Source organism: Mesorhizobium sp. M7A.F.Ca.CA.004.12.1.1 (assembly GCF_003997835.1).
GTDB lineage: Bacteria > Pseudomonadota > Alphaproteobacteria > Rhizobiales > Rhizobiaceae > Mesorhizobium.
On record NZ_RZRK01000460.1, the window covers coordinates 1 to 5050 of the forward strand.

Here is a 5050-nt window from a genome sequence, read left to right on the forward strand (position 1 = left end):
GTGCTGTTTTCCGACATCGTCGCCAGCGACGTGCCTGATGACGCGCATTTCGACCGCGACCTGATGGGCTATTTTCCCGACCGGATGGCGAAGAAATACGCCACAGAGATCCATGGCCACCGGCTGCGCCGCGAGATCATCACACGGGTCGTCGCCAACGACCTGGTCAATCGCGGCGGCCCGTCCTTCGTCAACCGGCTGCAGGAAGCCACGGGGCGCACCGCCGCCGACGTGGTGCGGACCTTCGCGATGGTGCGCGACGGTTTTGCCTTGCCGGCGCTCTATCGCGAGATCGACGCGCTCGACAACCAGATCGACGGCCAGGTGCAGCTCGATCTCTATCAGATGGTCAGCCGGCTGATCTACGTGACCAGCGGCTGGTATCTCAAGAACGATGCCGGCACGGCACCCCTCGGCCAGCGCATCGCCGAGCTGCAGGAAGCACGCAAGGCGCTGGAACCGAAGCTCGTTGCGCTGCTGCCGGCTTTCTCGCGCGAGCGCATCGAGGAGAAGCGGCACGGGCTGTTCAAGAGCGGCGCGCCGGAAGGGCTGGCCGGGCAACTGGCGCTGAGCGAGGTGGCGGAACTTATCCCCGACATCGCGCTGACGGCGCGCACCGCCGGCGCCGATATCGTCGCCGCGGCCAAGGCGTTCTTCGCCGTCAGCGATGCCTTCCGCATCCCGCGTGTCGAGGACGCCGCACGCTCGATCACGCCTTCGGACTACTATGATCAGCTGGCACTGTCGCGCGCCACCGACACGATCGGCGCGGCACGGCGCGGCATCGCGGTGGCGGCACTCACCGGCCACGCCAAGACGGCCGATCCGGTGGTTGCCTGGCTGGACGCCGGCGGCGAGCGGGTGGCGCGCATCCGCGAGCGGCTGCAGGCGCTGACCGAGGGCGGCGACATCACCGTGTCGCGGCTGTCGGTGGCGTCGGGGCTGATGAGCGATCTGACGGGGATGTGAACCGCCGACGATCACCACACGCATTACCGGATGCGTGTGGCTCTTTTCGAATGCCATCCGCTTCGAAACCGGCGTTCAAAAAGCTCACCAGGAATGTTTGAGCGTGCCGACGATCTTCAGCCGGTCGCCGTAAAATTCGGTTCCGTAATAGCTGGTTGTCAAATACTTCCGGTCGAACAGGTTCGTTGCGTTCAGGGCCAACGTCACGTCCTTGGTCATCTTGTAGCTGATCGCCGCATCCACCAGTGCGTAGCCGCCAATCGAAGTCGTGTTCGCGTCATCCCCGTAGGTTTGTCCGATATAGCGCACGCCTCCGCCGATGGTCAGGTCGCCACGCCGTCCCTCCTCGGGTAGCGTATAATCAACCCAGGCCGAAGCCAGGTGGCGAGGGACACGCTGCGGCCGATTGCCGGCATTTCCTCCAATACCGTCTTCCAGGATCTCGGCATCCCAGTAGGAATAGGCAAGCGTCAGGTTCAGGTTTTCCGCAATGGCGGCCTTGCCCTCGAGTTCGATGCCGCGGACGCCAACCTTGCCGATCTGCTGCTGGACAACAGGCGTGACATAGGTGGGAACATTGGTTTGGGTAAGGTCGAAGACCGCGGCCGTGAACAGGCCGTCGAAGCCGTCGGGCTTGTACTTGATACCTGCCTCATACTGCCTGCCCTCTTGAGGCTTCAGCGAACCCGAGACCGCATATCCGTTGCCGCTTGGCGCCACGAGCGGCTGGAAGCTTTCCGAATAGTTGGCGTAGACCGCGAGGTTCGGAGTGAATTTGTAGGTCAGGCCGGCGCGCTTGGTGAAGGCGGATGCCGTGTCGTCGTCCTGCGTTCCCGAGTCGAGATAGTCCGCCGTCGTATGCACGCGGTCCCAGCGCCCACCCAGGGTGACGATCCAGCGGTCGTCAAACGTCAATTGCTCCTGGGCATAGACACCGACTGCCTGTTGCTTGACCCGCCAGTTCACGTAGGGGCCGAGATTGATGCAGGACAGACCGCAATAGGCCGGATTGTCGATGTCGATGGGACCGGCGGTGCCGAAGAGAATGTTTTCACGGGTGTTGTCGTTGGCGTAGTCGACGCCGACAAGCGTCTTGCTGTCGATCCCGCCCCAGCCCGTATCGTATTGCAACTGATTGTCGAAGGCATAGCGGTTGGACAGGCCATCGACGGAAAATGCCGTGCGGTCCGCCGTGGGGTCAAGCGACGCGCCGTAGACCTCGGCGTAGTCGAGGCTCAAATGCGTGTAGCGGGCATTGGAGCGCAAGGTGAGGTTCTCGTTGAACTCGTGCTCGAACTGGTAGCCGATATCGACCTGCTCCGTGTTGAAGCGGTTGAAATCCGGCTCGCCCAGGAATGTGCCGATGTCGATATTGCCGCCAGCCGGGGTGCCGCGTGCGCCTGTGCCATCTCGCTTGTAATAGTCAGTCAGGATGGTGAGCGACGTTCCTTCCTCGGGCTTGATGGTCAACGCGGGCGCGATGTAAAGCCGATCGTCGTTGGAATAATCCCATCCTTGATCGCCATCCTTGGCCAGCCCTGTGAGCCGATAGGTCCACACGCCATCGGGGTCGATTGGCCCGCCAAAATCAACGCCAACCTCCTTGGTACCGTCGCCATAGGACGTGTAAATCTCCCCCTGCTTCTGGTCCAGCGGCCGCTTGGTGATGGCATTGACCAGCCCGCCAGGGCCGTTGAGACCAAAAAGCGTCGATGTCGATCCCTTCAGGACCTCCACGCGCTGAAGTCCGTAAGGCTCGAGACGGCTGGCCGTGAACCAGGCGGGGATGCGCGCCGTGAGACCATCGCGATAGGTACCGAGCGATGTCTGGTCGAAACCGCGGATGCGAATATAGTCGTATCGGTCATCGTTGCCGAACTCGTCGGTGAGGACGCTGGATGTGTAGGCCACGGCCTGCTGCAGGCTTTCGACATGGCGCGCCTCCAGTTCCTTCTGGGTTACCACTGAAACCGAGGCGGGAACGTCGACGATCGGCGTATCGGTCTTGGTGGCGGTCGCCGTATCCTCGGCGACGATCGTTTGATCGGGCCCGACAAGGCGGTCCGACTTGCCGGTGACGACGATGGTTTCCAGTTGAGTTGCATCGTCCGGCGAAACCTCCTGGGCCCGGCCGGCCCCCACCGCTCCAAAAGATGCCGCTATCAAGGCACTGCTCGCAATCAATCGCCTTACCTGAGTGCGCGGCAATGCCTGTCGACCAATCGTCATCTCTTATTCCCTGTCAGACCATATCGAGCCGTTCGACCGGCGACTTTCCGGCCCTGCGCGAGCGCAATTAGTCAAACCGGACAAAAAGAGTCAACTTAATAATCAAGAAATTCGCGCCGGCGGCAATCGCCGCGAAGCAGGGGGTGGAGGGCGGCGCCAGACCTTCGGTCCGACTTCCCTCACGAGAAAAAATAAGGGCTTGGTCCGCGTCGCGGACGAAAGCCAATTGCTTGGCTTTCGAACAGTGAACGCGCGGCAGGGGCAAGGGACGGCACACCAAGCTTGGTTCATTGCATGAGCGCATGAAACATGCAGACATGGCGCCCGACACGGAACCGGTGCCGGGGGATCATCATGACGGTAGAAACAGTGCAGCGTGCGTCCGGGCGCGGCATCTGGGGATGGATGTTGTTCGACTGGGCGGCGCAGCCGTTCTTCACCGTCGTCACCACCTTCATCTTCGGGCCTTATTTCGTGTCGCGGATGGCGAGCGATCCGGAAACCGGGCAGGCGGCCTGGGGCTACGGCATTGCTGCGGCCGGCCTTGTCATTGCAGTGCTGTCGCCGATACTCGGCTCGATCGCCGACCAGACCGGACCGCGCAAGCCGTGGATCGCATTCTTTGCCGCGGTCAAGGTCACCTGCCTTTGCATGCTTTGGTTCGCGGCCCCCGGTTCGAACCTTTTCCTGGTCGTGCTGTTCTTTTCGCTGGCGTCGGTGGCGGCGGAGTTTTCGACCGTGTTCAACGATTCGATGATGCCGCGCCTGGTGCCGAAGAGCGAGATCGGCCGGATTTCCAACATGGCCTGGGGGCTTGGCTATCTCGGCGGCATGATCGTGCTGATCTTCGTCGTCGCCTGCCTGGCCGGTTCGCCTGAGACCGGCAAGACGATCATCGGCATCGACCCGCTCTTCGGGCTCGACCCGAAGCTCGGCGAGGACGCGCGCGCAACCGGGCCTTTGTCAGCCGGCTGGTACTTCCTGTTCATCCTGCCGATGTTCTTTTTCACCCCCGACGCCATCAAGGGCCTGCCGATCGGTCCGGCTGTCCGAGAGGGGTTGGCGGAGCTGAAAGTGACACTGGGTGAGGTGCGCAAGCGCAGCGGCATCTTCCGCTTCCTGGTAGCCCGCATGATCTATCAGGACGGCGTCAACGCGCTGCTGGCGTTGGGTGGCACCTTCGCCGCTGCGATGTTCCACTGGTCGATCACCGAGATCGGTATTTTCGGCATCATTCTCAACGTCGTCGCCATCTTCGGCTGCCTGGTTGCAGCCCGTCTCGATACGGCGCTTGGCTCAAAAACCATCGTCATGATCTCGCTGGTCCTGCTCAGCATCGCCACGATCGGCATCGTCTCGACCGGGCCGGGCTACACGTTGTTCGGCCTCTGGATGATGCCTGGGCCGGACAGGGGCGGCCTGTTCGGCACGGCAGCGGAAAAAGCCTACATCTTCTTCGGCCTGTTGATCGGTGTGGCTTTCGGGCCGGTGCAGGCGTCGTCGCGATCCTACATGGCGCGCAGCGTCACGGCGGCAGAATCCGGCCGCTATTTCGGCATTTATGCACTGGCCGGGCGGGCGACCAGTTTCCTGGCGCCGTTCATGGTCGCGTCCGTCACCCTGGCCAGCGGCTCAGCGCGGCTCGGCATGGCGGTGATCGTGCTGTTCCTGGGCATCGGCATGGCGATCCTGGTCAAGACGCCCTATCCGGCGGACCGGCCGGTGGAGTGAGTTTACCCTCCCCCTTGTGGGGAGGGTCGATCCGCGAAGCGGAGCGGGGTGGGGGTGCGGCGCTGTCCCCACCCCGTCTCACGAACTTTGCTTCGCAAAGATCGTGAGACGGGGTGGGGAC

Annotated in this window: 2 protein-coding genes and 1 pseudogene; 2 read left to right on the top strand and 1 reads right to left on the bottom strand. The window is 62.7% G+C overall.

The window, feature by feature from the left end; translation table 11 throughout:
* Window positions 1-969 (top strand): annotated as a pseudogene (locus tag EN984_RS22415) (NAD-glutamate dehydrogenase domain-containing protein); the annotation flags it as partial.
* Window positions 970-1053: 84 nt separating this feature from the next.
* On the opposite strand, the gene EN984_RS22420 reads toward EN984_RS22415, so the two are convergent.
* Window positions 1054-3198 carry a TonB-dependent siderophore receptor gene (locus EN984_RS22420; protein WP_127268917.1) on the bottom strand — a complete coding sequence of 715 codons (2145 nt, stop codon included), beginning with the start codon at window positions 3196-3198 and terminating at the stop codon, window positions 1054-1056.
* 354 nt (window positions 3199-3552) lie between these two features.
* On the opposite strand from EN984_RS22420, the gene EN984_RS22425 reads away from it, so the two are divergent.
* Entirely contained in the window at window positions 3553-4929 is a 1377-nt protein-coding gene (locus EN984_RS22425) for an MFS transporter (RefSeq protein WP_127268919.1), read from the top strand.
* Window positions 4930-5050: the final 121 nt, after the last annotated feature.

Bases quoted from the DNA above. Each gene is read 5' to 3' on its own strand.
- EN984_RS22420 (WP_127268917.1), bottom strand. From the start codon at position 3,198: ATGACGATTGGTCGACAGGCATTGCCGCGCACTCAGGTAAGGCGATTG.
- EN984_RS22425 (WP_127268919.1), top strand. From the start codon at position 3,553: ATGACGGTAGAAACAGTGCAGCGTGCGTCCGGGCGCGGCATCTGGGGA.